Origin of the sequence: Bradyrhizobium sp. LA6.1 (assembly GCF_040547805.1) — a bacterium.
Classification (GTDB): Bacteria; Pseudomonadota; Alphaproteobacteria; order Rhizobiales; family Xanthobacteraceae; genus Bradyrhizobium; species Bradyrhizobium barranii.
Window position 1 is genome coordinate 58,507 of record NZ_JBEPQK010000015.1, and the last position, 25,870, is coordinate 84,376.

Consider the following 25,870-nt stretch of genomic DNA (forward strand, 5'->3'; position numbering starts at 1 on the left):
TTTTGGCGCTTCACCGCAAGGATTCGGGCATGCGATCCCCTCCGCACGCCCCAAATCGGCCGACTACGCCCCAAGACGCTGCCAGTATGGCCTTATCGTGGCCGCGGACCGCTACCCCGGCCCGGTTCTCACGCGAACGTGCGTCACAATGCCGGGGGCACGTCACATTGGCCCCGGCTTGATCGCTTTGGTCCAATGATCCCGGCTTACATCGCCTCGTAGTTCGGACCGCCGCCGCCCTCCGGGGGAACCCAGGTGATGTTGCCGTTGGGGTCCTTCACGTCGCAGGTTTTGCAGTGGACGCAGTTCTGGGCATTGATCTGGAAGCGCGGGCTCGAGCCTTCCTCGACCCACTCATAGACCCCGGCCGGGCAATAGCGATTCGAGGGACCGGCGAAGACGTCGTGCTCCGAGGTCTTCTGCAGGTTCATGTCGGTGACCTTGAGATGGACCGGCTGGTCCTCCTCATGATTGGTGTTGGACAGGAACACCGACGAGAGCTTGTCGAACGAGATCTTGCCGTCCGGCTTCGGGTAGTTCTTCGGCGCGTGGCTCTTCGCCGGATCGAGGGTGGCGCGATCGGGCTTCGCATGCGACTGCGTGCCGAACAGCGAGCCGCCGAACAGCGTGTTGCACCACATGTCGAAGCCGCCGAGCGCGACGCCGAGCACGGTGCCGAACTTCGACCATAGCGGCTTGACGTTGCGGACCAGGAACAGGTCCTTGCCGACCGCCGAGGACCGCCAGGCGTTCTCGTAGTCGACGATCTCGTCATTGGCGCGATCGGCAGCGAGCGCGGCCGCGACATGCTCTGCGGCGAGCATGCCGGTGCCCATCGCATTGTGCACGCCCTTGATGCGGGGCACGTTGACGAAGCCGGCCGCACAGCCGACCAGCGCGCCGCCGGGGAAGCTCAGCTTCGGCACCGACTGATAGCCGCCTTCGGTGATGGCGCGCGCGCCATAAGCGAGCCGCTTGGCGCCCTCGAAGGTGCCGCGGATCGACGGATGGGTCTTGAAGCGCTGGAACTCGTCGAACGGCGACAGATACGGATCGTCGTAGTTGAGATGCACGACGAAGCCGACGGCGACGAGATTGTCGTCATAATGGTAGAGGAACGAGCCGCCGCCGGTCTTGAGGTCGAGCGGCCAGCCGAACGAATGCTGGATCATGCCCTTCTGGTGCTTGGCGGGATCGATCTGCCAGACTTCCTTGAGGCCAATTCCGAACTTCGCCGGCTCGCTCTTGGAATCCAGTGCAAACTTCGCGATCAGCTGCTTGGTCAGGCTGCCGCGCGCGCCCTCGGCGAACAGAGTGTACTTGCCGAGCAGTTCCATGCCACGGGTAAAGGAGTCCTTCGGCTTGCCATCGCGGCCGATGCCCATGTCGCCGGTGGCGATGCCCTTCACCGCGCCCTGCTCGTCATAGAGCACCTCAGCGGCGGCAAAGCCCGGATAGATCTCGACGCCGAGCGCCTCGGCCTTGCGCGCCAGCCAGCGGCAGACATTGCCGAGCGAGCCGATATAGCAGTGATGATTATCCATCAACGGCGGCATGATGAAGTTCGGCAGCTTGATCGCGCCGCCACCAGTCATCCAGTAGAAGCGGTCGTCCTTCACCTGCGTCTTCAGCGGACAGTCGGAATCCTCGCGCCAGTCCGGGATCAGCTTGTCGAGCCCGGCCGGATCGATCACGGCGCCGGAGAGAATGTGCGCACCGACCTCGGAGCCCTTCTCCACCACGACGACGTTGAGATCGGCATTGAGCTGCTTCAGCCGGATCGCAGCCGCCAGGCCAGACGGGCCGGCGCCGACGATGACGACGTCGAATTCCATGGATTCGCGCGGGGGAAGTTCTTCGGTGCTCATCTGATCTCAGCCCTTGAGACGGTTCCTCGTCATTTGCGTCCCCTTGTTTCCGATTTTTCCGGGTAGGACAACCACGGAAATGCGTTCCACTGGGATGCAAGGCACCCCAAACTGATATAGTAAAAGTCTGACTTTCCAAATGATCCCCGAACCCGCACCCACCGTCCGAGAGCTTCTCGCCTTCTATCTGGAGGCCGGGGTCGACTGCGCGCTCGCGGAGGAACCTGTCGACCGCCTGGCGGAATTGGATGCTCCGCCGCCGGCCCCACGCGCCGCACCTCCGGTCGAGGCACCACGGCCTGTTGCCGCGCCCGCGGTGATGCGCGGCGAGGCCGCACCTGCGCCGGACATTGCGATCGCCTCCGCGCGCGAGGCCGCGCGTACCGCGCCGACGCTTGAGGCACTGCGCGAGCTGATGCAGAATTTTGAAGGCTGCGCGCTGAAGCATACCGCGACGCAGCTGGTGTTCGCCGACGGCAATCCGCAGGCGCGCATCATGTTCGTCGGCGAGGCGCCGGGCCGCGACGAGGACATCGAGGGGCTGCCCTTCGTCGGGCGCAGCGGCAAGCTGCTCGACCTCATGATCGGCGCGATCGGGCTCAACCGCACCACTGCCTACATCGCCAACGTGATTCCCTGGCGGCCGCCCGGCAACCGCACGCCGACGCCGCAGGAAACGCAGATCTGCCTGCCTTTCATCCAGCGCCAGATCGAGCTGGTGAATCCCGACGTGCTGGTGACGCTCGGCAATCCCTCGACGCAGACGCTGCTGTCGACGCGCGAAGGCATCATGCGCACCCGCGGCCGCTGGTTCGAGTACGAGACGGGCCAGCGCACCATTCGCGCGCTGGCGACGTTCCACCCGGCCTATCTCTTGCGCTCACCGTCGTACAAGCGGCTGGCCTGGCAGGATCTGCGCGCGATCGCGAAGGTGCTGGCGGGATAGCGAGCTCTCGTAGGGTGGGCGAAGCGTGCCCACCAGCCTTATATCTCGACGACGGAAAGACCTAACGGTGGGCACGGCGCTTTGCGCCTTTGCCCACCCTACGATTTTTGCGTTTGTCGCTACGTCCCCTTCGGCCGCACGATGGCCCAGCCGATGCGCAGCAGTTGCTGCCGCCCCGTGACCAGCCATTCGAAGGCGCGCGGCACTTCCGGAACGATGCCGGGAAAGCGCGCGAGGATTTCCGGCGGCGGGGTGCCGGCGGTGTCGGAGGCGCGCCAGACCACGACGCCGCCGGTCTCGCTGAACTTGGCCTGATTGATCCACGGCGTACGCGCGGGCTGGGCATCGATGAAGAGATGCGGCCGGCCGGAATGCAGCGTAATCAGGCTCGCGAGCTGGGTCTCGCCGGCGACCGCGCGCAGGCGATGATTGGTGCGGCGGGCAAAGCTCTCGTCGAAGAAATCCGAAATCGCGCGCGCCGGCATCGAGGTCGCAATCTCGTTGGCGCCGGTCAAGGGCAGGAACAGCACGGCGAGCACGACGCCGGCTGCGGGCGCCAGGACGGCGGCAGCCCACACGGTCCGCAGCACCCGCGCGCGGCGCATCGCGATGAGGTCGCCGGCCGTCACGACCACGGCAAGTCCCGACATGACCAGCACGACGCCGGCGCCGCCGACGACGGCATCGAGCCCGAGCAGCCCAGAGATCAGGACCGCGCCAAGCGCAGGCGCCAGCGCGAAGAAATAGACGAAGTTGTGCGCGAGCGGCTCGACCGGCGGCCGGTAGATGATCGGCGCTTCCTCGCCCTTGGCGACGAACAGGCCGCTATTGAGAAAGGTCAGCGCCGGGATCGCCGCCGCGCCGAGCACGAGCCCGCCGAGCAGCCAGGCCGCGTGCAGCGCGCGGGCGTTCAGCTCAGCGACCTCAGGCAGGGTCGGCATGACAAGCGTCTCGGCGCGCATCAGCCAGACCGCATAGGGCAGCGCCAGCACGGCGACAACGATCAGCGCGAACAGCGGATCGAGCGCGCGCAGCGTGCGGCGTCCGCCGGCGGTCGAGATCGCGAAGACGACGATCAGCAGCAGAAGGAAGATCGCCGCGGGCGTGGTCAGCAGCAAGAGGCCCGCTTCGATCGACCAGGCGAACCAGGCATTGCCGCGGCGCTGGCCGATGATCTGCCAGGAATGCAAGAGAAGAAGCGCCCAGAGCGGCCGCGCCAGCACCAGCGGGCCGAAGTCGAGCGCCGGCGAGGAGAAGGCCAGCACCGTCATGGTCAGCAGCACGGCGAGCACCGCCTGCTGCGAGCCGACCACGGCGCGGGAGAGATGATAGAGCGCGATGAAGGTCGCGACCTCGCAGAGCTGGGCGAGGACATAGACGCCGAACATGTGGCCGCCCGCGGCGCGGTAGGCGATGTCGGCGAGCCAGATCGGCAAGGGCGGGCCCAGATCGGTGCCGACCTGGTACTCGCGCCCGAACGCCAGCAGGGTCGCGAGGGTGCCGGGCGGGCTGCGGTAAAACACCAGCGCCACGAACAGCCACATCGCGGCCTGGAGCAGCACGGCGATCCACACGATCAGCCGCGGCCGGGCGCGAATGAGCTCGATGACCAGGGAGGTAAACCGCATGCAACGTCCGAAAGATGCAGCCAACCCGTCCAGCCGGCCCTATTCGCTCACATCTGTTTTGATAAAGGGCGCTGCGCGTTGTGGCAACGACCGTCTGCCCTACAGGCCCGCCGACGCATCAATTTCAACGCTTGCTTCTAGCTGCACTTCCATCTCGGTCACCGCGAACAGGTCCCGCACCGGCTCGACCGTCCAGGGCATGTGCTTGGCGCGGGCGGCGGCAACGGGGGCGAAGAAGCTGCGGTGGTGGATGGTGGGACCGAGGCGGTCGAGCGCGTCGAGGTGCTCCGGGACGGCGTAGCCCTTGTGCTGCTCGAAGCCATAGCCGGGGCAGTCCTGCGCCAGCGCGCACATCAGCCGGTCGCGCGTCACCTTGGCGATGATCGAGGCTGCGGCGATCGACAGGACGATGCCGTCGCCGCCGATCACGGCCTCGCAGTCGCAGGCGGTGTCGAGCCGATCGCGGCCGTCGACAAACACATGACGCGGCGCGTCGGGCAGCGCCACCACGGCGCGCTTCAGCGCCCACAGCGAGGCACGCAGGATGTTGTCGCGGTCGATCCGGGAGCGCGAGGCGACGGCGACCGAGACCTGCGCGGTGGCGCAGATCTTGTCGAACAGCCGTTCCCGTTCCTCGGCGGTCAGGCGCTTGGAATCGTCGATGCCGCGGGGAATGCGGTCGGGATCGAGAATCACGGCGGCCGCCACCACGGGTCCGGCGAGCGGCCCGCGGCCGGCCTCGTCGCAGCCGGCAACCGGCCAGATGCCGCGCTTGATCAGCGCGCGCTCGCGGCGGAAGGTCGGCGATGCGACGGCGATGATGGCGCCCTGCCTACCGGCCGGGGCCTTGGCCGCCCCCTTGGCCGTCTTCGCAGGCGCTGCCTTCCTGGCGGCATCCTTCTTCGACGCGCCCTTCTTTGGCGCGTCTTTGGCCGGCTTCCTGGTGGACTTGTCCCGAATCATGGGCGGGATCGTGCGCAAGCGGCCCGGCCGGCGCAACCGGGAACCCCGGACAATTCCCGTTATTCAGACCAGCCGCCTACTCCGCCAGATGCACCCGCCGGTCCTCACCGACCTCGATGCCGGGCGCGACCACGACTTCCCAGGGATGGCCGTCGGGGTCGGCGAAATAGCCGGAATAACCGCCGTAGTCGGTCTCATGCGCCGCTTTCAGCAGCGCCGCGCCCTTGCCGACGGCGAAGGCCAGAACCGCATCGACCTCGCCGCGCGTGGCGCAGTTCCAGGCGAGCGTCATGCCGCGGAAGGTCGCGGGCCTCGGATTGTCCGGCAACTTGGCGTCGGCCGCGAGTTTGTCCCAGTGAAACAGGGCCAGCACCGGACCACCGGTATCGTAGAAGGCGACGGCCTCGCCGGTCGCCTTCAGCCGACGCGAGAAGCCGAGCGCGTCATAGAAGGCGATGCTGGCACGAATGTCGCTCACACCCAGTGTGATGACCGTGAGCCGCGGCACCGGCGCGGTAAGTTCCTGGCTCATGCTACGCCTCTTCCGTTTCCCGATCAGAACAGGCTGAGCTGATCGCCGTTCCGCTTCGGCCTCGCAAAGTGATCCGTCGTCAGCTTGGAGCGCCGCTTGTTCAGCCCAAGCCTGTCGCAGGCGATCTCGAAGCGGCGGCCGATGGTCCAGGCCATCGGTCCGGTGCCCTTCATCCGCTCGCCCCATTTCGCGTCGTAATCGCGGCCGCCGCGCATGTCGCGGATCAGGGTGAAGACGTGGCGGTAGCGGTCTGGATAATTGGCCATCAGCCATTCGCGGAAGAGATCGCGAACCTCCAGCGGCAGCCGCAACAGCACGTAGGAGGCTTCCTTGACGCCGGCATGGGCGGCGGCATCGAGAATGCGCTCGATCTCGGAATCGTTCAGCGCGGGGATCACGGGCGCGACCATCACGGTGGTCGGAATACCCGCGTCCGAAAGCTGCTTCAGCGCCTCCAGCCGCTTCGGCGGCGTCGATGCGCGCGGCTCCATGGTGCGAGCCAGCTTTGGATCGAGCGAGGTGACGGAAATTCCGACCTTGGCGAGATTGCGCTTGGCCATCCGCGCGAGAATGTCGATGTCGCGCGTGACCAGCGCCGACTTGGTGACGATGCCGACGGGGTGGCCGGCGCGCTCCAGCACTTCGAGAATGCCGCGCATGATCTTACGCTCGCGCTCGATCGGCTGATACGGATCGGTGTTGGTCCCGATCGCGATCATCCGCGGCTCGTAGCCGGTCGCGGCCAGCTCCTTCTCGAGCAGCGCCGGCGCATCGGGCTTGGCAAACAGCTTTGACTCGAAGTCGAGCCCCGGCGACAGGCCGAGATAGGCGTGCGTCGGCCGCGCGAAGCAATAGACACAGCCGTGCTCGCAGCCGCGATACGGATTGATCGAGCGGTCGAAGCCAATATCGGGGGATTCGTTGCGGGTGATCACCTTGCGCGAGGTATCGACGCCGACGGTGGTCTTGAACGGCGGCAGCTCCTCCAGGCTCTGCCAGCCATCGTCGAAGGCGACGCGGGCCTCGGCCTCGAAGCGGCCGCTGGCATTGGACTGGGCGCCCCGCCCTCGCCTGCGCTGTTTGTCGATGGCGACCGCCAGTTCGGGAAAATCAGAGTCCGCACCCGCCGGCTCGGAGGGCGCCGTGACCGGCGGGTGCTTGAGAGCATGAGAGGATGCTGGACTCATGAAGCCAAGATAGCACGCAAAAGGAACAAATCAAGAACACAAACAAAAAACTCAAAAACAACCCCATGCACAGTAGCCGCCCAAATTTCGGGCGCGGTCCCTTGACCTCACGCAACACACCCGTCGCGGCGATCCTGTTCGATGCCGGACAGGGATCAATCGCACCGGAACAAAGTTGGTGTCGATCGCTGGGTGAAGGTCAGCAGGAACATGACAAATCAACGACAATCGGCCTCAGGGAGCAGCGAGCTCGATCTGCTCGATCGCTATTGGCGCGCCGCGAACTACCTCTCCGTCGGGCAAATCTATCTGCTCGACAATCCGCTGCTGCGCGAGCCGTTGCGGCCGGAGCACATCAAGCCGCGCTTGCTCGGCCATTGGGGCACGACGCCCGGTTTGAACTTCATTTACGCCCATCTCAACCGCGTCATCCGCGCGCTCGATGTCAACGTGCTCTATATCTGCGGTCCCGGCCATGGCGGCCCGGGCATGGTGGCCAACACCTATCTCGAAGGCAGCTACAGCGAGATCTATCCTGACGTCGCGCGCGATACAGACGGATTGCGAAAACTTTTCAGGCAGTTCTCCTTCCCCGGCGGCATTCCGAGCCACGCGGCGCCGGAAACGCCAGGCTCGATCCACGAAGGCGGCGAACTCGGCTACGCGCTGGTGCATGCCTATGGCGCCGCATTCGACAATCCCGACCTGATCGTCGCCTGCGTCGTCGGCGATGGCGAGGCGGAAACCGGCCCGCTCGCGGCGTCCTGGCACTCGAACAAGTTCCTCAATCCCGCCCATGACGGCGCTGTGCTGCCGATCCTGCACCTCAATGGCTACAAGATCGCGAACCCGACCGTGCTCGGACGGATGCGCGACGCGGAGATCCGCGACCTGTTCCGCGGGTTCGGCCACGAGCCGCTGTTCGTCGAGGGCGACGATCCCGAATTGATGCACCAGGCCATGGCGGATGCGCTCGACGTCGCGCTCGCCAGCATCCGCTCGATCCAGCAGCATGCCCGCGACGGCCGCAAGAGCGTCGAGCGGCCGCGCTGGCCGATGATCGTGCTGCGCAGCCCGAAGGGCTGGACCGGCCCGAAGGAGGTCGACGGCAAGAAGGTCGAGGGCTTTTGGCGCGCGCATCAGGTTCCCGTTGCGAGCTGTCGCGAGAACCCGGCGCATCTGAAAATCCTCGAAGACTGGATGCGCAGCTACGAGCCCGAGAAGCTGTTCGACGGCAGCGGCGCGCTCATTCCCGAGCTCCAGGCGCTGGCGCCCGACGGTAACAGGCGCATGGGCGCCAATCCGCACGCCAATGGCGGCCTGCTGAAGAAGGAGCTGAAGCTGCCGGACTTCCGCAGTTTTGCGTTGGACGTGCCGCAGCCCGGCGGCGTCACCGGCGAAGCAACGCGCGAGCTCGGCAAATTCCTGCGCGACGTCATCCGCCTCAACGCAGAAACGCGCAACTTCCGCATCATGGGTCCGGACGAGACCGCGTCAAACCGGCTCGATGCCGTGTTCGAGGCGACCGAACGGGTCTGGATGGAGCCGACGGAGCCTTACGACGTGCATCTCGCCCAGGACGGCCGGGTGATGGAGGTTTTGAGCGAGCATCTCTGCCAGGGCTGGCTCGAGGGCTATCTGCTCACCGGACGGCACGGCTTGTTCTCCTGCTACGAGGCCTTCATCCACATCGTCGATTCCATGTTCAACCAGCACGCCAAATGGCTGAAGGTGACGCGACATCTGCCCTGGCGGCGACCGATCGCCTCGCTGAACTATCTCCTGACCTCGCATGTCTGGCGGCAGGACCATAACGGATTCAGCCATCAGGATCCCGGCTTCGTCGATCTCGTCGCCAACAAGAAGGCCGACATCGTCCGCATCTACTTCCCGCCCGACGCCAACACGCTGTTGTGGATCGCCGATCACTGCCTGCGCACCTATGACCGCATCAACGTCATCGTCGCCGGCAAGCAGCCGGCGCCGCAATGGCTGTCGATGCAGGACGCCGCCACGCATTGTGATGCCGGCATCGGCATCTGGACCTGGGCCGGCACGGAGGATGCGGATGGCGAGCCCGACGTCGTGATGGCCTGCGCCGGCGACGTGCCGACACTGGAGACGCTCGCCGCCGTCGATCTGCTGCGCAAGGCGCTGCCCGACCTGAAGATCCGCGTCGTCAACGTCGTCGACCTCATGACGCTGCAGCCGAAAGACCAGCACCCGCACGGCCTGTCCGACCGTGACTTCGACAGCCTGTTCACACCAGACAAGCCGGTGATCTTCGCCTATCACGGCTATCCCTATCTCATCCACCGTCTCACCTATAACCGCACCAACCATGCCGGAATGCATGTGCGCGGCTTTGCCGAGGAAGGCACCACGACGACGCCGTTCGACATGGTCGTCCTCAACGGGCTCGACCGCTATCACCTCGCGATCGAGGCGATCGCGCGCGTGCCGGGTCTGGCGACCAAGGCCGCGCAGGTGCAACAGCAGTTCCGCGACAGACTGATCGAACATTCGCACTATGTGCGCGAACACGGCGAGGACATGCCTGAAATTCGCGACTGGGTCTGGCCGGGCAAAGCGGGTTGACGTCATGACGGCGTCGGCCCTCGTGCTCAACTCGGGCTCGTCGAGCATCAAGTTCGGCCTGTTCGACATCGCGGCGGACGAGCCTGCCCTGCTCTGCAAGGGCCTGCTCGACGAGCATGAGGCGAAGCCGCGGCTCGTGGTGAAAAGCCCTGCGGGCGGAGACCTGTTCGAGACGCAGAGGGAAGCATCCGATGCGGACAGCGGTCATCTGTTCGCGGAGGTGCTCGGCTTCATCGAGGAGCGTTTTGCCGACCACCGCCTGCGCGCCGTCGGTCACCGCATCGTTCATGGCGGGCCGGATTATTCGGGCCCGGTTGAGCTGACTGACGACGTCTACGCAAAGCTGGACGCACTGACGCCACTGGCGCCGCTGCACCAGCCGCGGTGCCTTGAACCAGTCCGCACCATCAGGGCAATAAAGCCCGACCTGGCACAGATCGCATGTTTCGACACCGCCTTTCATCACAGCATGGCGCCACCCGCGAGCCGCTTCGCCATCCCGCGGCGCTATGAAGAGCGCGGTATCCGGCGCTACGGCTTTCACGGCCTCTCGTTCGAATATGTCGCGGGGCGCCTCGCGAAAATCGCGCCGCAGTTCGTTGCCAAGCGCACCGTCATCGCGCATCTCGGCAATGGCGCCAGCCTGTGCGCGTTGCGCGATGGCCGCAGCGTCGACACCACGATGGGGCTGACGCCGCTCGATGGCCTCGTGATGGGCACCCGGAGCGGCACGATCGATCCCGGCGTGCTGCTCTATCTGCAACAGCACGAGAGGATGTCGGTCGAGGATGTCCAGCACCTGCTCTATCACGAGTCAGGCCTGCTCGGCGTCTCCGGCATCTCTGCCGACATGCGCACGCTGCTGGCGAGCCGTGAGGCTGCGGCGCGGCAGGCGGTCGAGCTCTTCACCTTCCGTGCGGCGCAGCAGGTCGCGGTGATGGCGACCACGCTGGGCGGGCTGGACTGTCTGGTCTTCACCGGCGGCATCGGCGAGCATGCGAAGGAAATCCGCGCCGCGATTGGTGAGCGGCTTGGGTGGCTCGGCGTACATATTGACGCGGGTGCGAATGACGCGGCACGCGAGCGGATCAGCAGCAGTGGCAGCACCGTCAATGTGTTCGTCATTCCGACGAATGAGGAGCTGACGATCGCTCGGCATTGCGCGGCTGTGCTGCGAGCGAAATGAAAGCCCGGTCGACCGCTGCATCTTTCCCTTCTCCCCCGTGGGAGAATTTCAGCGGACCATGACTTGTCGGGCCATGACTTGTCGCAGCGCTGCTGCGCCACTGTCGAAATGACCATGGTGCGCAAAGCAAACGATTTCGCCAGCGCTTCGAGCACCATGGGCCAACTACGTCGCTCCGCTCAGTACGGAGAGTACCCGCCCGGGCAAACATAGTTTCCGTAAGCGTCATAGCCGCAGCCGCTGCGGTAGTAGGCCCCCGTCGCAGCTGCGCCGATCGCCGCGGCCCCCACTGCCGCCGCACCGACGCCGTAACGATATCCGCGATACCCTGCATAAGCGCCCCGATAGCCGTAACGCCCGCCGCGCACGGCGACAGCACCGCCCCGATATCCACGCGCCGCGACCGCGCCCCCGCGGTAGCCTCCTGCCCGCACGGCACCGCCGTGGAAACCTCCTGCGCGCATGCCGCCGCCGCGACCGCCGCGGGCAGATGCGTCATCGGGAGTGAAGGCGACAAGCAGCATAGCTGCGGCTGCCGAAGCGATGAGAGCTTGACGCAACATCAGCGTACTCCTTCTTCGAGGGAGGAAGCCGCGGACAGCTGCACATCGCGTTGACCGCGGGTCCGATCGAAGTCTCGTGCGCTGGAGCTTCGTGCCTTTGATTTGGATCAACGTTCATCTACATGAACGACGGTTCCCCGCCCGCACAGTGGCGTGCAGGCCGATCTCAGGCCGATCTAATGCGTGCCCGACAGGATCTGGATGCACCCGATCACGACCTCGATCACGATCAGCACCACGACTGCGATTTCCAGACGCAGCGAGCGCTGGGTGTCGATGATGTCGGTCAGCGCGTTGGCGGTTTCCGACACCGCGGTGAGCTTGCGCTCGAGCGTATCGAGGCGCTCCTTCAATTCGTACTCGTCTTCGAGACGGGCATAGAGGCGGTCGAGCTCGGGCTTCTCCCAGAGCACGTCCGGTTTCTCGGCCACCGCGACACGGCCGGCGACGCGCTGCTGGACCAGAAGCGCATTGCCGATCAGTTGCAAGATGCCCTTGCGCCGGGGCGGCGTGCGGCCCTGCTCGGCGAGTCCCCGCGCAAAGGGCTCGATCACGTCGAAGACCGCGGCGACGCGGCGCTCGTCGCGGGCGAGCGAGGTGCTCTTGGCGAGCGCGTCCGCAACGATCAGCAGGCGATCGTCGGAGAATTTGGCGAGGCAGATCGGCCCGCCGGGCTGGATCGCCTCGGCGTTCTCATCCTTGCAGAGCTGCGCCTGTGCGATCTCCTCTTCAAAAGGGCTGAGCTCGCCGGTCACCCGCGGTTTCAGGCTGTCGATCAGCACCTTCTCCTCCGAAGGGAGGAGGCCGATCAGCACCACGACGCCGTAGCGGAAGATCACGACGAGCCCGGCATGGACGCGGAAGGCAGCAGGCGTCGAGGAGACAGGTGCGCCAAGCTCGAGCCCGGACGGATTGATGCGTTCGCCCAGCATCACGGCGCGGATCCGCAGGGTCGGCGCGGCCTCCGGCTTCGGCGATGTTGGCGTGGTGCCAACGGGAAGTTGATCGGCGTTCACTGGACTATCTCACTTTGCGCGGCGAGCGTTGCACGTTTTTCCCGTCGAAAGGTTTGTGTCAGACTGCCGGTGCAGCCTTGCGGAACGTGCCGTCCTCGCCCCGATCATATCGGCAGAGAAAGCCCCCGTTTGAAGCTCACGGAAACGACATTCGCGGAAACATTGGGCAACAGGGCCACCCCGCGCACGACATATTCGGCTGCGATAGACCGGCGGCGATTTACCATCGCATGCCGGAACACCGGCGAAAAGTTGCACTCGGCGACGCCGCGTGTTTATGACACATTCATAACAAGCTACGCTTCTCCCGAAGTGCAGACATCGAAGCCTCAATCATGCTGAGCGTCATCATACCGACCGAAGGCGTCGAGCAGACGGCGGTCGCAACTCTGGCCGCGCTGGTACCCGGTGCCGCTGCGGGCATCATCAAGGAAGTCCTGCTGGTCGATGGCACCCGCAACGGTGTCATCGAGCGCGTTGCCGACGTCGCAGGCTGCCGTTTCATCGGCTTCGAGGGTTCTTCGCAGGGCGCGGCGCTTGCCGCCGGTGCGCTCCAGGCCCGTTCGCCCTGGCTGATGTTCCTCCCGGCCGGCGCCGTGCTGGAGACCGGCTGGATCGAGGAAACCACCCAGTTCATCCAGGCTGTCTCGACCAGCGGCAGGGATCGCGCGGCGGTGTTCCGCTACACACGGTCGCCTTATGCCGATACCGGGTTTCGCGACGTCCTCTGGGCCGTGGTGCGCAAACTGGTCGGCCCCCTCGGCGATCAGGGACTCTTGATCGCGCGCGATCATTACGACCGGATCGGCGGCTACCCGCCCCGGGCCCGCCGTTCCGAGGCGCGGCTGCTCCGGCGGCTCGGCCGCTCGTCCCGGACCATGCTGCGCAGCCGGATCGTCATGGTCGGCTGACGTCACCGATCTAATACTTGCCAAAGTCAAATAATTGTTTGACAATGGCAAGTATCGAGGTGACCCATGCCATCAGCCCTTTCGTCATCCAGCCCTTCGCCATCCGGCCCCGCTTCGACCGAACAGGTCGCCGACGACCAGGTCCAGGCGGTTCGCGCCTTCAACCGCTTCTACACCCAGAAGCTCGGCGTGCTCGACCAGCAGCTCCTGAAGAGCCCGTTCTCGCTGAGCGAGGCGCGCGTGCTCTACGAGCTGGCCCATGGTGGCGAGCAGTCGGCCAAGGAGATCGGCATCGCGCTCGGGCTCGACGCCGGCTATCTCAGCCGCATCGTGCAGAACTTCGATGAAAGCGGCCTGATCGCGCGCAAGCCGCTTCCGAGCGACCGCCGGCAGGTTCAGCTGAGCCTGACTGCGAAGGGCCGCCAGGCGTTCGCCAGGCTCGAACGCTCGTCCCAGGACGACGTCGCCGCGATGCTGCGGCCGCTGCCGGATGAGGAGCGCAGCAAGCTCACCGGTGCGATGGAGACGATCGAGCGGCTGCTCGCCATGCCGCGCACGCCATCCCCGCGGGCGACCCTGCGCGAGCCCCGCCCGGGCGACATGGGCTGGGTGGTGCAGAGCCACGGCGCGCTCTACGCCAGCGAATACGGTTTCGACTCCGGCTTCGAGGCGCTGGTCGCCGAGATCGTCGCCAAATACATGACCTCCTACGATGCCTCGCGCGAGCGCTGCTGGATCGCCGACATCGAGGGCCGGCCGGTCGGCTCGGTATTTCTGGTCAAGGCCAGCGACGACGTTGCCAAGCTGCGCCTGTTGCTGCTCGATCCGGCCGCGCGAGGCCAGGGGCTAGGCCAACGGCTGGTCGCCGAATGCGTCTCCTTTGCCCGCGCCTGCGGCTATCGGCGGATGACGCTGTGGACGCAGAGCAATTTGGTCGCCGCGCGAAAAATCTATCAGGATGCCGGCTTCAAGCTGACCGCCACCGAGCCGCATCGCAGTTTTGGCCAGAACCTCACCGGTGAAACCTGGGAGCGCGATCTCTGATGCGGCGGCACGCGCTCATCACGGGAGAGCTCGTCGATCTCTACAAGCGCCGGGCGCGACGGTTGCACGTGGAGGCGCGCCGGACTATGTGGCGCGTGGTGTGGAGCTCGCTGAGACGGAAGAGCTAGTCGCTGGCGCAGCGGGCGCGATGCGCATGATTGTGCCCTCGCCCCTTGCGGGAGAGGGCAGCGACGCCAGTAGATACGAACTCGCTTGGGTGAGGGGTATGTCTCCGAGCGGTCCGTGCGGATGGAGACCCCTCACCCGTCTCGCCGCTCCGCGGCGAGCCACCCTCTCCCACAAGGGGGAAGGGAAGAGGTCCGCGCCTAGCTCAGCAAAGCAGCGTCAAAGCAACGCACTCACACCGTCGCGCCCTGCGCCTTCGCCCTTCGCAGATGCTCGTCGAGGCGCGGCATGATCTCGACGAAATTGCAGGGACGCGTGCGGTAGTCGAGCTGGGCGGCGAGGATGCCGTCCCAGCCGTCACGACAGGCGCCGGGCGAGCCCGGCAGGCAGAAGATGTAGGTGGCGCCGGCGACGCCGGCGGTGGCGCGGCTCTGGATCGTCGACGTCCCGATCTTGGCGTGGCTCAGCATGTGGAAGGCGATCGAGAAGCCGTCCATGCGCTTCTCGAACAGCGGCTCGATCGCCTCCGGCGTGACGTCGCGCCCGGTAAAACCGGTGCCGCCGGTGGTGACGACGACGTCGACGCCGGCATCAGCAATCCAGCGGCGGACGACGGCGCGGATCGCCTCGACGTCGTCGGTGACGATCTCGCGCGCGGCAAGATGATGGCCCGCCGCGGTGAGGCGGTCGGCCAGCGTCTGGCCGGACTTGTCGTCGGCGAGCGCGCGCGTGTCAGAGACGGTGAGCACCGCGATGTTGAGCGGGATGAATTGTTTTGAGTCGTCGATCGAGGCCATTGGTCCTTCCTCTCGTGTCCCGGACGCGATGCAGCGCGTCAGCGGTGCGTCGCAGAGCCGGGACCCATTTCCGAGGCTTGGGGGACCGGCATTGTGGGCCCCGGCTCTGCAGCGCACCGCTGAAGAAGCGCTGCGCTGCGTCCGGGGCACGATGTCCTGGCGACTACGACCCGCTGCCGAACGTGTTGCAGGCCTGGACGGTGCCTTGCTGGTAGCCGGTCATGAACCACTGCTTGCGTTGCGCCGCCGAGCCGTGCGTGAAGGAATCGGGCACGACGCGTCCCGTCGCCTGGCGTTGCAGCGTGTCGTCACCGATCGCGCTCGCCGTGGTCAACGCGGCGTCGATGTCGCCGGGCTCGAGGAAGTTCGGACGCTTCTTCGACTCGCGATTGACCCAGACGCCGGACAGGCAATCGGCCTGCAATTCGACCTTCACCTGGAGCGCATTGGCCTCGGCCTTGCTGCCGGCCTGCTGCTGCAGCCGCGTCACGCGCGGAATGATGCCGAGCAGGTTCTGGATGTGATGGCCGGCCTCATGCGCGATGATGTAGGCGGTGGTGAAGTTGCAGGCGGACTTGCCGGAGCAGCCGCGGAAGCGCGTCTCGACCTCGCGGAAGAAACTGGTGTCTAGGAAGATGGTACGATCCGGCGGACAGTAGAACGGCCCCATCGCCGACTCTGCCCGGCCGCAGCGGCCGCCATTGGTGACGTTGCGGAACAGCACGACCTTCGGACCGGTGTAGGACTGGCCGCTGGCCTGGAAGATCTCGCTCCAGCGGTCGTCGATCTCGCCGAGGATGCCGGAGATCATGCTGCCCATCTCGTCGGTCGGCGCGCCGCGCTTGGCGGAGGTCGACTGACGATCGGTCTGGTAGGAAGGCGCCTGGCCGCCGCCGGTGAGGATCTCGGCGCCGCCGATCAGGATGCGCGGATCGATGCCGAAGGCATAGCCGACCAGGCCGAGCACGATGATGGTGCCGATGCCCAGACCGCCGCCGCCCATCGGCAGGCCGAACCCGCCTCCGCCGCCGCCCATGCCGCCACCGCCGTCGCGGCGATCCTCAATGTCGTCGCTGCGGCGGAAATCATCATAACGCATGGCGGGTTTCCCTCAGTCCTCAATTGGCGTCATTTGGGCGCAGAAGCGCGAAAGCTCAACGCGCCACACACGTAAAATTTCCAATGCGTTAATCAATATCCCGCTCGGCAATTATTGCCTAGTGCGACAGCATGCCGATGCCAGCAATTTTTTCCGGGGTCGTGCAATTTTTTCCGAGAGAAATTTGGCGACCTGACTGCTCCCGCAACGCGAAGAAATACGAAATACACTGGAAAACACGACGAATGCGCAGAGCGAAACGCGCACAATGCGTGATGCGAGGGCTGCTCACCAAAGCGGCGGGTTAAGTCGATTTTTACTTTGCCGCTCCATTGTAGCGGTCAGTCGGTTGTTTGGTCCCGCGTCGCCGACAGCGTCGCCTGAGTCAGAGTTCTTGAGTCATGGTAGTGTCGCGTCGCGGGGCGTCTGCAAGGGCGCCCCGCACAAATTTTGAGTCCGCTTCGCACAGCATCATCCTCGGTGATTGCGTCGCCGAGATGTCGAAGCTTCAGGCCGGTTCGGTCGACCTCGTGTTCGCCGATCCGCCCTACAATCTCCAGCTCAAGGGCGATCTGAAGCGCCCCGACGAATCCCATGTCGATGCCGTCAACGACGACTGGGACAAGTTCGATTCGTTCTCCGCCTATGACGATTTCACCCGCGCCTGGCTGCTTGCCGCCCGCCGCGCGATGAAGCCGTCGGCGACGATCTGGGTGATCGGCTCCTATCACAACATTTTCCGCGTCGGCGCGATCATGCAGGATCTCGGCTTCTGGCTCCTGAACGACATCGTCTGGCGCAAGTCGAACCCGATGCCGAACTTCCGCGGCCGCCGCTTCACCAACGCGCACGAAACGATGATCTGGGCCGCGCGTGACGAAAAAGCCAAGGGCTACACGTTCAACTACGAGGCGCTGAAGGCGGCGAACGAGGACGTGCAGGCACGGTCCGACTGGCTGATCCCGCTCTGCACCGGCGAGGAGCGCCTCAAGGGCGCCGACGGCAAGAAAGTGCATCCGACGCAGAAGCCGGAAGGCCTGCTCGCGCGCGTGCTGCTGTCGTCGTCGAAGCCCGGCGATCTCGTGATCGATCCCTTCAACGGCACCGGCACCACGGGTGCTGTCGCCAAGCGTCTCGGCCGCTCCTACATCGGCTTCGAGCGCGACAAGACCTATGCCAAGGCGGCGGAAGCCCGCATCGCTGCGATCGAGCCGCTGCCGGAAGAAAGCCTCGCCCCGTTCATGACCGCGCGCGAAGCGCCGCGGGTCGCGTTCTCCGAGCTGATCGAGCGCGGCATGATCATGCCCGGCACAAAGCTGTTCGACGCCAAGAAGAAGCTTGGTGCGCTGGTGCGTGCCGATGGCGCCATCATGCTGGGCGACAAGGTCGGCTCGATCCACCGCATCGGCGCCGTGGCGCAAGGGGCGCAAGCCTGCAACGGCTGGACCTTCTGGCATGTCGAGACCAAGAAGGGTCTCAAGCTGATCGACGAGTTCCGTGCCGAGATCCGTGCGGGGATCGGGGCGGAGTAGTTTTCTCCGCGGTCCCGTAGGGTGGGCAAAGCGAAGCGTGCCCACCACCTTAGAATATGCCGCAAGCGACGCGGTGGGCACGGCGCTTCGCGCCTTTGCCCACCCTACGGCTCCTTGAATGCCGCCACAGCCAGGACTAGATTTCACCGATCAGCCCCGTCCTGACCGGTCCGGCTCCGATGCGACGACAGTCCGAGACTTTGCTGCTGGTGCCGCTGCTGCCGATCTTCCTGCTCGGCATGTTTCCGATGTTCCTGATCGCCCTGCTCGGCTTTTTCGGCCTCGCCATCTTCGGCGTGCTGGTGGTCTGCGTCGGGCTGGCCAGCAGCAACGAGGCCCACGACAATTTCAATCACGACGTCATCGTGCACGGCTACGCGCGCGGATCGGAGCGCAAGGCACGGGCCTCCAGCATGCACGCCGCAACGCGGCTCGCGATGCGGCTGGACGCTGTCGGCGCCGGGATGATCGTCATCGCCATCGTCGGCCTGCTCTATTCCAGTTGAGCGTCGAGGCGCGGCCTCACGGCGCCAGACGAGCGATCAATCGATCGGAGGCATCCATGAGCGCCGTCGCGTAGGATCGCTCCGCAGACGAAGGGCTCGGCAGGATCGCCTCAGCCTTGTTGTTGAACATGACACCGCTGCGGCCGTTGAGATCAGGCGACACCAGGAGCGGCACCAGTCGCTCGGCATAGGCGTCCGGCTCGACCATCATGAAGCTGGTCAGCCAGTTGATCAGCGAGACGAGCGCGCGCGACCCGAGCAGATTGGCGCGAATATCGGTCTTCACGAAGCCGGGATTGAGGCCGAACACATCGACATCGGCAAAGCGCCTGGCGGCCTCGAGGACGAGCACTTCGTTGCCCGCCACGGTGTTCGAGTGGGCTGCGAACCGTTTGTAGCTCCGTTCCGAATTCAGATCGCCGACATCGGCCCTCTGCTCGGTCCCGGGGAATCCCATGACGAAAATCCGAGGCTTGAATGTGGCCGTGGCCCTGTCCCTTCCAAGACGAGAGGCGATCGCGTTCAGGATGACGAAGCGGCTCAGATAGCTGACGGCGAGATCGCGTTCGATGCCTTCCGCCGTCACCTCACGCCTGGGCCCCGCCATGATGCCGGTCGTGAAGACGACGATGTCGAGCGTCTCGGCGGGAAGCTCACGGCCGATCCGCCTGGCTTCCCGCATCAGGCTCAGATCGGCCTGCATGAATGCGATGCCCGGCACGTTCTGATCGCGGAACGTCTGGCCGACGACGAGGACACGCGCCCCCTTGGCCGCCAATTGGCGACTGAACGCCCGGCCGATGCCGCCGGTGCCGCCGATCACCGCCACATTCAATCCAGCGAGCCTGAGGCCTTCGAGCGCCGGCGGATTCACCTTCAGGTTCTTGTCGAGTTCTACGCGTTTCATGGATGGCTCGCCCTGCAATGTCAGCAAAGGGCAGATGGACCTTCCACTCAATGGAATAAATACCGTAAATTGGAACTGATTGATCCATTGATGGAATAATGAAATGGCGTTGCTGAACGATATGGCGCTGTTCGTGGAGGTCGCGAAGGCCCGCAGCTTCCGTCGCGCCGCCAAGACCCTCGACATGCCCAATTCGACGCTGTCGCGCCGGATCGATCTCCTGGAGAAGGAGATCGGGCTTCGCCTGCTGAACCGGACGACCCGCAAGATCGAATTGACCGAAGCCGGCCAGATCTACTTCGAGCGCTGCAAGCGCATCGTGGACGAGGCGCGCCTGGCGCATGAGCAACTGGACGGGATGCTGGCGCAGCCGAGCGGCATGCTCCGCGTCTCGCTGCCGGTGGATTTCGCGAACACCTACCTCGCACCGTTGATCGCCGAATTCGCGCAGCAATATCCCGACATCGATTTCGAATTCGACCTGACGCCGCGACGTGTCGATCTCGTATCGGAGCCATTCGATCTGGCGATCCGCGTCGGAGAATCAGAGCCGTCCCACATGATCGCGCGGCCGCTCGCCCGCATGCCGGGATATCTCTACGCCTCGCCGCGCTATCTCGAGACCAACGGCGAGCCGCATGAACCGGCGGACCTCACCCGTCATCAATGCCTGTGCATGACGAAGGTGAGTGCGTGGACGTTACACAGGGGCACGCAGATGGAGCAGACCGACGTCGGCGGCCGTTTTCGGCTCAACAACGTGGGACTGATCCGCCGCCTCGCAACGCTCGACATGGGCATCGCCTTTCTGCCGCAAGAGATCGTGGCCGACGAAGTGGCGGATGGCCGGCTGCGTCGCATCATGCCGCAATGGCAGGGCTCGCCCGTCACTGTCTACGCAGTCACCGAGACGCGCCTGCTGCCAGCCAAGACGCAGCGCTTCATCGAATTCCTGCGGGAACGGCTCAGCCGGACTTGAACCGCCATTACGGCGGCGATCGGCCCTTGTTACGCCGGCTGATCTGCGTACCGCGCAGACACCGCCCGGCAAACTCGCCGGTTGCTCTCCCAGGCCATGTTCAGGCACAGAAGGCCGCGACGCTGCATTCATTCTCTAAGAAGGGAATCGGGGAGACAAACATGCTCAAATTCTATTTCAACGGATCGCCGAACCCGACCAAGGTCGCGCTTTATCTCGAAGAGGTCGGCCTGGCCTTCGAGCCGGTCAAGATCGACACCCGCACGGGCGAACAGTTCGCGCCGGACTATCTGAAGATCAATCCGAACGGCAAGGTGCCGGCGATCGATGACAACGGCACCATCGTGTTCGACTCGAACGCCATCCTGCTCTACCTCGCCGAGAAGACCGGCAAGTTCCTCCCCGCCGCCAACGTCCGCGGCGAGACGCTGTCATGGCTGATGTTCATTGCCACCGGCGTCGGGCCGTATTCGGGCCAGGCCGTGCACTTCAAGCATTTTGCGCCCAAGGACCAGAACCACGACTACGCGCACAACCGCTACCAGTACGAGACCGATCGCCACTACAAGATCCTGGACGGTCACCTCAAAGGCCGCAGCTATATGGTCGGCGACAGCTATTCGATCGTCGACATGGCGCTGTGGGGCTGGGCGCGGATGGTGCCGTTCAAGCTCGGCGACGATGCCTTTGCGCGCTACCCGAACGTGAAGCGGCTGGTGGACGAGATCTCGGCGCGGCCGGCGGCGGCGCGTGCGATCGCCCTGAAGGACAAGTTCACCTTCAAGGCCGAGATGGACGACGAGGCGCGCGCCAACATGTTCAAGCACATGACGACGAAGGTCGCCTGATCGCGCGACGCAGCTCTTGGAGGCCACGCGCATGCGCGTGGCCTTTTGCGTTTGCGGCTCAGGCGGCGTGGACCGAGCTCAGGAACTTCGCGACTTCCTGCTTCAGCCGGTTGCTGTCTGAAGACAGCGAGCGCGCCGCTGAGAGCACCTGCGAGGAGGCCGAGCCGGTCTCGGAGGCGCCGCGCTGCACGTCGCCGATATTGGTCGACACGCGCTGCGTGCCATGGGCGGCCTGCTGGACGTTGCGGGAGATTTCCTGTGTGGCAGCGCCCTGCTCTTCCACGGCCGCCGCGACCGTCGACGAGATCTCCGACAGCCGCTCGATGGTGCCGCTGATCTCCCGGATCGAGCCGACCGACTCCTCCGTCGCGGCCTGGATGCCGGAGACCTGCTGGGCGATCTCGCCCGTGGCCTTCGCGGTCTGCTCGGCCAGCGCCTTCACCTCGGAGGCGACCACCGCAAAGCCGCGACCGGCCTCGCCCGCACGCGCCGCCTCGATCGTCGCGTTCAGTGCCAGCAGATTGGTCTGGCCGGCAATCGTGCTGATCAGCTCGACCACGTCGCCGATACGGGCGGCGGCCTTGGACAGCTCACCGACCCGTTCGTTGGTCCGCGTTGCCTGACCCACAGCCTCGCTGGCGATGCGGGCGGATTCCTGCACCTGGCGGGCGATCTCCGAGACCGAGGAGGACAGTTCCTCGGTCGCCGAGGCAACGGCTTGCACATTGGCCGAGGCCTCCTGGGAGGCGCTGGCGACTTCCGTCGACAGATCCTGGGCGCGCGTTGCCGTCGTGGTCAGGGTGCCCGCGGAAACCTCGAGCTCGTTTGATGCCGACGACACGGTGTCGACGATCTCGCCGACCGCTCGTTCGAACTGATTGGCCAGGTTTCGCATGTCGGCCTTGCGGCTCTCCGCCTGCCGCGCCTCGACCTCGACCTGCTCGTGGCGCAGGCGGTCGGTCTCGACCATGCTCTCCTTGAACACCTGGATCGCCTTGGCCATCTCGCCGATCTCGTCGCGATTGCCGCGGCCGGGGATCTCGACCTTGAGATCGCCACCGGCGAGGGCTCCCATCGCCCGGGTCATCGTGGTCAGCGGTCCGACGATGCTGCGCGCGATCAGGAAGGCGACGAGGCCGCCGAACAGGACCGCAAGGCCGCCGGCGACTTCCTGAATCCAGGTCGTGCTGGCAATGACGCCATCGGCGGCCGCGCGCGATTTCTGGTAGTCGGCCTTCAATCCGGTCTCCGCCACCTTGAGCCTGTCGACGCTATCGCTGATCAAGGGGGCGATCTCGTTGCGGTAGATTTCATCGGCCTGGAGGATTGCGGCGGATGTCGTCTCGAAAGCCCCCTTGTAGGTCGAAAGTGAACTCTTGATCGGCCCGAACGCGGCCTTGACCTCGTCCGGCAGACCGGCCCCCTCAAGTGACTTGAGTGCTTGCTGCGCCCGATCGACATTGGTCCTGAAGGTCGCCGGCCCCTTCGCGTCCCGGACGGCGAGGAAACGCCAGTTTGAGACACGAACAAGGAGGATCTTGGATTCGAGATCGGCGACGGGGGCGGTCACGCTGGTGTCGCCGGTTGCACCCGCGGCCTCGACCAGCTTGCCGGTGTTAGCGGTGAGCTCGTCGCCGCCGGCGAGCAAAGTGGCCTTGCCTTTCGTCGTCTCGTTGACGGCAGCGCCCATGCGCTCGCGCAGGGACTTCATCTTGTCGACGTCGCCGACGAGGCCATTGTAGATCTTGAGCCGCTCCTCGGAGACCGTCGACTTGGCCGCGGCCCTCAACAGCTCGGCCGTCGCCGCCTCCCGCTCCGCAGCCTCCTTGAAGGCCGGCTCGTTGGCGTCATAGATGTAACGCAAATTGGCACGCCGCAGCGCCTGGAGGTTAATCGAGATTTCCTGGACGCGGGCGGTGTTGTCCGAGAGCGCGGAGAGCCGTGCCATCTGGCCCTGGACGGCCCACAAATTCCAGACCGCAACCGCGGCCATGATCAAACCAACGACCACGAGAACCGAAAATCCGGCGTAGAGACGCCCCCGAATTCTCAAACGCAAGCTCGGCATCACTGTCCACCCATTGCAGCAGAAAAGCAGAAGCAGCCGACGACCTTCGCGCGATTGCAACGACAGATCATTGCAACCACGCCTCCGAGAATCGTGCTGCGCCGCCGTACAATGCGGAACAAATGTTAATTGAGGCTGTATTTTACCGGTGTCGAATACGGAGAAGCCGACGAAGACACCACCGTATTCCGGACATCAAGCGGTGGCGCGCGCGAGCGATGTCCTCATCCCACCACGCCGCCATGGCAGGTCCACGCGCATGCGCGTGGACCTTTTGCTTTTGCGGGTCCGCGCCGGTCAGGCGGCGTGGACCGAGTTCAGGAACTTCGCGACTTCCTGCTTCAGCCGGTTGCTGTCTGAAGACAGCGAGCGCGCCGCCGAGAGCACCTGCGAGGAGGCCGAGCCGGTCTCGGAGGCGCCGCGCTGGACGTCGCCGATATTGATCGAGACGCGCTGCGTGCCATGGGCGGCCTGCTGGACGTTGCGGGAGATGTCCTGCGTCGCCGCGCCCTGCTCTTCCACGGCGGCGGCAACCGCCGACGAGATTTCCGAGAGCCGCTCGATCGTGCCGCTGATCTCCCGGATGGAGCCGACCGACTGCTCGGTCGCGGCCTGGATGCTCGAAATCTGCTGGCCGATCTCGCCGGTCGCCTTCGCGGTCTGCTCGGCCAGCGCCTTGACCTCGGAGGCGACCACCGCAAAGCCGCGGCCGGCCTCGCCGGCGCGCGCGGCCTCGATGGTGGCGTTCAGCGCCAGGAGGTTGGTCTGGCCGGCAATCGTGCTGATCAGCTCGACCACGTCGCCGATGCGGGCGGCCGCCTTGGACAGCTCGCCGACGCGCTCATTGGTCCTGCTTGCCTGCCCGACGGCCTCGTTGGCGATCCGGGCGGATTCCTGCACCTGGCGGGCGATCTCGGTGACCGAGGAGGACAGCTGCTCGGTCGCGGACGCCACCGCCTGCACATTGGCCGTGGCCTCCTGTGACGCCGAGGCCACCTCGGTCGACAGATTCTGCGCGCGCGTCGCGGTCGTCGTCAGGGTGCCGGCCGACGCCTCCAACTCGTTCGATGCCGACGACACGGTGTCGACGATCTCGCCGACCGCCTGCTCGAACTGGTCGGCGAGCCGGACCATGTCGGCCTTGCGGCTCTCCGCCTGCCGCGCCTCGGTCTCGGTCTGCTCCGTGCGCAGCCGTTCGGTGTCGATCATGTTGGTCTTGAACACCTCGATCGCCTTGGCCATGTCGCCGATCTCGTCGGCCTTGCCACGCCCGGGAATCTCGACATCGAGATTGCCGCCCGCCAGCAGCCCCATCGCGCGCGTCATCGAGGTCAGGGGGCCGACGATGCTGCGGGCGATCAGGAAGGCGACGATCAATCCGAACAGGGTGGCAAGGCTGCCCGCGATCGCCTGCACGGTGGTCGTGCCGTCAATCACGGCTTCGGCCTGGCTGCGCGACTCCTTGTAGTCCTTCTTCAAGGCGGCTTCCGCGACCTTGAGCTTGGCGATGCTGTCGACGATGAGGGGCGCGAGGCTCTTGTGGTAGATCTCGTCGGCCTGGAGCATCGCGGCCGACGTCGTCTCGAACGCGGATTTGTAGATTCCGAGCGAGGTCTTCACCGGCGCGAGCGTCGTGCGCAGTTCGGTCGCCTGTGGGCTCTTTTCGAGCGCCGAGAGGCGCTGCGACGCCCTGTCCACATTGGTTCTGAAGTTGGCGGGCCCCTTGCTGTCGCGCAGGGCCAGGAAACGCCAGTTCGCGATCTGGACGAGAAGGAGCCTGGATTCGAGGTCCGCGACGAGGGCCCCGGTGTCTTCGTCGACGGCTGCGCGCGCCACATCGACCAGCTTGCCCATCTTGACAGTCAGCTCGTCACCGCTCGGCAGCAGCGTCGCCTTGCCGGTCCGCGCCTCATTGACGGCGTCGCCGAGATTGTCACGCAGGCTCCGCATTTTCGCGATGTCGGCGATCAGATCGTTGTAGAGCTTCCGCCGCTCTTCGGAGAGCGTCCCCTGCGCCCCGACCTTCAACAGCTCGGTCGCCGCGGTCTCCCGCTCTGCGGCCTCCTTCATTGCGGGCTCGCTGGCGTCGTAGATGTAGCGCAGATTGGCGCGCTGGATCGCCTGAAGATGGGTCGAGACCTCCAGGACCCGCGCCGTGCTGTCCGAAAACGCCGAAGCCTTTGCGACCTGGTCCTGCACGGACCGCAAATTCCAGATGGCGACCACCGCCATCACGAGACCAACCGCCACCAAGGCCATGAAGCCTGCGTACAGGCGCCCCCTGATCCGCAAACGAAAGTTCGGCATTCCCACTGTCCACCCAGGTGCATGTGAATTCGGGCGGACGAACGACCCCGGCAATCGTCACGGCCACCCCCGGCAGCCGCGAGTCGCTTTTCGGCACCCACGCTGCACCGCGGTACAATGAGGGACACTCGTTAATTGAACCTTCCGATTTTTCGCGCATGTGTGCGCCGGCCCGCACAGGACCTGCTGATTTTATCGGCAGTTGCGCAGGTTTCGGTGCAAAGCCCGCAGCCGCTTGCAGAGCGCTGCACGCGTCGCC

21 protein-coding genes are annotated in these 25,870 nt (G+C 65.4%); 9 read left to right on the forward strand and 12 right to left on the reverse strand.

What is annotated here, in order from left to right; translation table 11 throughout:
* Window positions 1-206: 206 nt before the first annotated feature.
* Window positions 207-1,868: an electron transfer flavoprotein-ubiquinone oxidoreductase gene (locus ABIB99_RS30495; protein WP_354179105.1), complete on the reverse strand. Its 1,662-nt coding sequence runs from the start codon at window positions 1,866-1,868 to the stop codon at window positions 207-209.
* Window positions 1,869-2,007: 139 nt separating this feature from the next.
* Here ABIB99_RS30495 and ABIB99_RS30500 point away from each other — a divergent pair, with 139 nt between their 5' ends.
* Complete coding sequence (locus ABIB99_RS30500) at window positions 2,008-2,814, forward strand: uracil-DNA glycosylase (RefSeq protein ID WP_354179107.1); 807 nt, start codon at window positions 2,008-2,010, stop codon at window positions 2,812-2,814.
* A 119-nt stretch (window positions 2,815-2,933) separates the two neighbouring features.
* On the opposite strand, the gene ABIB99_RS30505 is transcribed toward ABIB99_RS30500, so the two are convergent.
* The 4 genes from ABIB99_RS30505 to ABIB99_RS30520 all read right to left on the reverse strand — a co-directional run bounded on the left by ABIB99_RS30505 (window position 2,934) and on the right by ABIB99_RS30520 (window position 7,124).
* On the reverse strand, window positions 2,934-4,442 hold the full coding sequence (locus tag ABIB99_RS30505) for a glycosyltransferase family 39 protein (protein WP_354179109.1): 1,509 nt from the start codon (window positions 4,440-4,442) through the stop codon (window positions 2,934-2,936).
* A 99-nt stretch (window positions 4,443-4,541) separates the two neighbouring features.
* The gene (gene rnhB, locus ABIB99_RS30510; RefSeq protein ID WP_354179111.1) at window positions 4,542-5,405 is read right to left on the reverse strand and encodes a ribonuclease HII; all 864 of its coding nucleotides are present in this window, start codon (window positions 5,403-5,405) and stop codon (window positions 4,542-4,544) included.
* Between the two features lie 76 nt (window positions 5,406-5,481).
* Window positions 5,482-5,937 (reverse strand): VOC family protein, encoded by a 456-nt coding sequence (locus ABIB99_RS30515; protein WP_354179113.1) that lies wholly within the window; start codon window positions 5,935-5,937, stop codon window positions 5,482-5,484.
* Between the two features lie 23 nt (window positions 5,938-5,960).
* A complete protein-coding gene (locus tag ABIB99_RS30520; RefSeq protein WP_063985118.1) occupies window positions 5,961-7,124 on the reverse strand; it encodes a PA0069 family radical SAM protein in 1,164 nt (387 codons plus the stop codon).
* Between the two features lie 210 nt (window positions 7,125-7,334).
* On the opposite strand from ABIB99_RS30520, the gene ABIB99_RS30525 reads away from it, so the two are divergent.
* Complete coding sequence (locus ABIB99_RS30525; protein WP_063985119.1) at window positions 7,335-9,722, forward strand: phosphoketolase family protein; 2,388 nt, start codon at window positions 7,335-7,337, stop codon at window positions 9,720-9,722.
* Between the two features lie 4 nt (window positions 9,723-9,726).
* Window positions 9,727-10,908, forward strand: a complete 1,182-nt coding sequence (locus ABIB99_RS30530) for an acetate/propionate family kinase (RefSeq protein ID WP_063985120.1) — start codon at window positions 9,727-9,729, stop codon at window positions 10,906-10,908.
* A 179-nt stretch (window positions 10,909-11,087) separates the two neighbouring features.
* Here the strand turns inward: ABIB99_RS30530 and ABIB99_RS30535 are convergent, their stop codons facing one another.
* Window positions 11,088-11,471, reverse strand: a complete 384-nt coding sequence (locus tag ABIB99_RS30535) for a hypothetical protein (RefSeq protein ID WP_084795278.1) — start codon at window positions 11,469-11,471, stop codon at window positions 11,088-11,090.
* 176 nt (window positions 11,472-11,647) lie between these two features.
* Complete coding sequence (locus ABIB99_RS30540; protein WP_085402542.1) at window positions 11,648-12,487, reverse strand: RMD1 family protein; 840 nt, start codon at window positions 12,485-12,487, stop codon at window positions 11,648-11,650.
* 335 nt (window positions 12,488-12,822) lie between these two features.
* On the opposite strand from ABIB99_RS30540, the gene ABIB99_RS30545 reads away from it, so the two are divergent.
* Complete coding sequence (locus tag ABIB99_RS30545; protein ID WP_354179117.1) at window positions 12,823-13,398, forward strand: glycosyltransferase family protein; 576 nt, start codon at window positions 12,823-12,825, stop codon at window positions 13,396-13,398.
* A gap of 66 nt (window positions 13,399-13,464) precedes the next feature.
* Window positions 13,465-14,442 carry a bifunctional helix-turn-helix transcriptional regulator/GNAT family N-acetyltransferase gene (locus ABIB99_RS30550; protein WP_063985122.1) on the forward strand — a complete coding sequence of 326 codons (978 nt, stop codon included), beginning with the start codon at window positions 13,465-13,467 and terminating at the stop codon, window positions 14,440-14,442.
* A 359-nt stretch (window positions 14,443-14,801) separates the two neighbouring features.
* Here the strand turns inward: ABIB99_RS30550 and moaB are convergent, their stop codons facing one another.
* Together moaB and ypfJ are read right to left on the reverse strand one after the other, a co-directional pair.
* Window positions 14,802-15,365 carry a molybdenum cofactor biosynthesis protein B gene (gene moaB / locus ABIB99_RS30555; RefSeq protein ID WP_063985123.1) on the reverse strand — a complete coding sequence of 188 codons (564 nt, stop codon included), beginning with the start codon at window positions 15,363-15,365 and terminating at the stop codon, window positions 14,802-14,804.
* 163 nt (window positions 15,366-15,528) lie between these two features.
* Window positions 15,529-16,464 (reverse strand): KPN_02809 family neutral zinc metallopeptidase, encoded by a 936-nt coding sequence (gene ypfJ / locus ABIB99_RS30560; RefSeq protein WP_063985124.1) that lies wholly within the window; start codon window positions 16,462-16,464, stop codon window positions 15,529-15,531.
* A 401-nt stretch (window positions 16,465-16,865) separates the two neighbouring features.
* Between ypfJ and ABIB99_RS30565 the strand changes: the two genes are divergently transcribed.
* Both ABIB99_RS30565 and ABIB99_RS30570 read left to right on the forward strand, forming a co-directional pair.
* A complete protein-coding gene (locus tag ABIB99_RS30565; protein ID WP_063985125.1) occupies window positions 16,866-17,996 on the forward strand; it encodes a site-specific DNA-methyltransferase in 1,131 nt (376 codons plus the stop codon).
* 179 nt (window positions 17,997-18,175) lie between these two features.
* Window positions 18,176-18,502, forward strand: a complete 327-nt coding sequence (locus ABIB99_RS30570) for a hypothetical protein (protein ID WP_063985126.1) — start codon at window positions 18,176-18,178, stop codon at window positions 18,500-18,502.
* 16 nt (window positions 18,503-18,518) lie between these two features.
* On the opposite strand, the gene ABIB99_RS30575 is transcribed toward ABIB99_RS30570, so the two are convergent.
* On the reverse strand, window positions 18,519-19,409 hold the full coding sequence (locus ABIB99_RS30575; RefSeq protein WP_063985127.1) for an SDR family NAD(P)-dependent oxidoreductase: 891 nt from the start codon (window positions 19,407-19,409) through the stop codon (window positions 18,519-18,521).
* 103 nt (window positions 19,410-19,512) lie between these two features.
* Here ABIB99_RS30575 and ABIB99_RS30580 point away from each other — a divergent pair, with 103 nt between their 5' ends.
* The gene (locus tag ABIB99_RS30580) at window positions 19,513-20,388 is read left to right on the forward strand and encodes a LysR family transcriptional regulator (protein WP_354179123.1); all 876 of its coding nucleotides are present in this window, start codon (window positions 19,513-19,515) and stop codon (window positions 20,386-20,388) included.
* 161 nt (window positions 20,389-20,549) lie between these two features.
* The gene (locus ABIB99_RS30585; RefSeq protein WP_063985128.1) at window positions 20,550-21,236 is read left to right on the forward strand and encodes a glutathione S-transferase family protein; all 687 of its coding nucleotides are present in this window, start codon (window positions 20,550-20,552) and stop codon (window positions 21,234-21,236) included.
* A 58-nt stretch (window positions 21,237-21,294) separates the two neighbouring features.
* Here ABIB99_RS30585 and ABIB99_RS30590 read toward each other — a convergent pair whose 3' ends face one another.
* Window positions 21,295-23,304 (reverse strand): methyl-accepting chemotaxis protein, encoded by a 2,010-nt coding sequence (locus ABIB99_RS30590; RefSeq protein ID WP_063985129.1) that lies wholly within the window; start codon window positions 23,302-23,304, stop codon window positions 21,295-21,297.
* Window positions 23,305-23,601: 297 nt separating this feature from the next.
* Window positions 23,602-25,611: a HAMP domain-containing methyl-accepting chemotaxis protein gene (locus tag ABIB99_RS30595; RefSeq protein WP_354179126.1), complete on the reverse strand. Its 2,010-nt coding sequence runs from the start codon at window positions 25,609-25,611 to the stop codon at window positions 23,602-23,604.
* Window positions 25,612-25,870: the final 259 nt, after the last annotated feature.

Coding starts and splice junctions, on each gene's coding strand:
- ABIB99_RS30495 (WP_354179105.1), bottom strand. CDS start 1,868: ATGAGCACCGAAGAACTTCCCCCGCGCGAATCCATGGAATTCGACGTC.
- ABIB99_RS30500 (WP_354179107.1), top strand. CDS start 2,008: ATGATCCCCGAACCCGCACCCACCGTCCGAGAGCTTCTCGCCTTCTAT.
- ABIB99_RS30505 (WP_354179109.1), bottom strand. CDS start 4,442: ATGCGGTTTACCTCCCTGGTCATCGAGCTCATTCGCGCCCGGCCGCGG.
- rnhB (WP_354179111.1), bottom strand. CDS start 5,405: ATGATTCGGGACAAGTCCACCAGGAAGCCGGCCAAAGACGCGCCAAAG.
- ABIB99_RS30515 (WP_354179113.1), bottom strand. CDS start 5,937: ATGAGCCAGGAACTTACCGCGCCGGTGCCGCGGCTCACGGTCATCACA.
- ABIB99_RS30520 (WP_063985118.1), bottom strand. CDS start 7,124: ATGAGTCCAGCATCCTCTCATGCTCTCAAGCACCCGCCGGTCACGGCG.
- ABIB99_RS30525 (WP_063985119.1), top strand. CDS start 7,335: ATGACAAATCAACGACAATCGGCCTCAGGGAGCAGCGAGCTCGATCTG.
- ABIB99_RS30530 (WP_063985120.1), top strand. CDS start 9,727: ATGACGGCGTCGGCCCTCGTGCTCAACTCGGGCTCGTCGAGCATCAAG.
- ABIB99_RS30535 (WP_084795278.1), bottom strand. CDS start 11,471: ATGTTGCGTCAAGCTCTCATCGCTTCGGCAGCCGCAGCTATGCTGCTT.
- ABIB99_RS30545 (WP_354179117.1), top strand. CDS start 12,823: ATGCTGAGCGTCATCATACCGACCGAAGGCGTCGAGCAGACGGCGGTC.
- ABIB99_RS30550 (WP_063985122.1), top strand. CDS start 13,465: ATGCCATCAGCCCTTTCGTCATCCAGCCCTTCGCCATCCGGCCCCGCT.
- moaB (WP_063985123.1), bottom strand. CDS start 15,365: ATGGCCTCGATCGACGACTCAAAACAATTCATCCCGCTCAACATCGCG.
- ypfJ (WP_063985124.1), bottom strand. CDS start 16,464: ATGCGTTATGATGATTTCCGCCGCAGCGACGACATTGAGGATCGCCGC.
- ABIB99_RS30565 (WP_063985125.1), top strand. CDS start 16,866: ATGGTAGTGTCGCGTCGCGGGGCGTCTGCAAGGGCGCCCCGCACAAAT.
- ABIB99_RS30570 (WP_063985126.1), top strand. CDS start 18,176: ATGCGACGACAGTCCGAGACTTTGCTGCTGGTGCCGCTGCTGCCGATC.
- ABIB99_RS30575 (WP_063985127.1), bottom strand. CDS start 19,409: ATGAAACGCGTAGAACTCGACAAGAACCTGAAGGTGAATCCGCCGGCG.
- ABIB99_RS30580 (WP_354179123.1), top strand. CDS start 19,513: ATGGCGTTGCTGAACGATATGGCGCTGTTCGTGGAGGTCGCGAAGGCC.
- ABIB99_RS30585 (WP_063985128.1), top strand. CDS start 20,550: ATGCTCAAATTCTATTTCAACGGATCGCCGAACCCGACCAAGGTCGCG.
- ABIB99_RS30590 (WP_063985129.1), bottom strand. CDS start 23,304: ATGCCGAGCTTGCGTTTGAGAATTCGGGGGCGTCTCTACGCCGGATTT.
- ABIB99_RS30595 (WP_354179126.1), bottom strand. CDS start 25,611: ATGCCGAACTTTCGTTTGCGGATCAGGGGGCGCCTGTACGCAGGCTTC.